Raw genomic sequence first — 536 nt, 5'->3', positions numbered from 1 at the left:
CCACGTGATCCTCGACGGCACCCTCATCCCCAGCGACCGGGTCGCCGAGACCACCCTCGGCAGCAGAGGCACCCCGATCCACCTGTGGTATTCCGGCAAACACCGCCGATTCGGCGCGAACATCCAGTTCGTGGCGACCGCGGACGGATTCCCGCTGTGGGTCTCCGACGCGCTGCCGGGCAGCACCCACGATCTGACCGCTGCCCGCACACACCGGGTCACCGGAGCCCTGTACGCCGCCGCGGCGCAGGGTCTGCTCACCCTCGCCGACCAGGGCTATCAGGGCACCGGCATCGGTATCCACATGCCCACGAAAGCCCCTGCCGACGGCAACACCCTCGACACCGACACCGTCTGCCGCAACATGCTGCTGACCAGTCTGCGGTGCCTCGGCGAACGTGCCGCTGCGCTGCTCACCACGCGATGGAAGGCACTCGACAGGATCACCCTGTGCCCCAAAAGGATCGGTTCCATCACCAAAGCGGCGCTCGTACTCACGCAATTCGAGCACGCAGGCCGTTACTGAGAAAACCTCA

At 66.4% G+C, this 536-nt stretch carries 1 protein-coding gene; it reads left to right on the top strand.

All coding sequences use genetic code 11. The annotated features are described in order from the left end of the window. Positions 1-526: transposase family protein (locus QM693_RS37495; protein ID WP_283348029.1), on the top strand; the 526-nt coding region annotated here is incomplete at its 5' end. Between the last annotated feature and the right edge of the window lie 10 nt (positions 527-536).

This window comes from Rhodococcus sp. IEGM 1305 (genome assembly GCF_030058635.1).
GTDB lineage: Bacteria > Actinomycetota > Actinomycetes > Mycobacteriales > Mycobacteriaceae > Rhodococcus_F > Rhodococcus_F opacus_D.
This window is presented reverse-complemented; position numbering and strand designations above follow the sequence as displayed.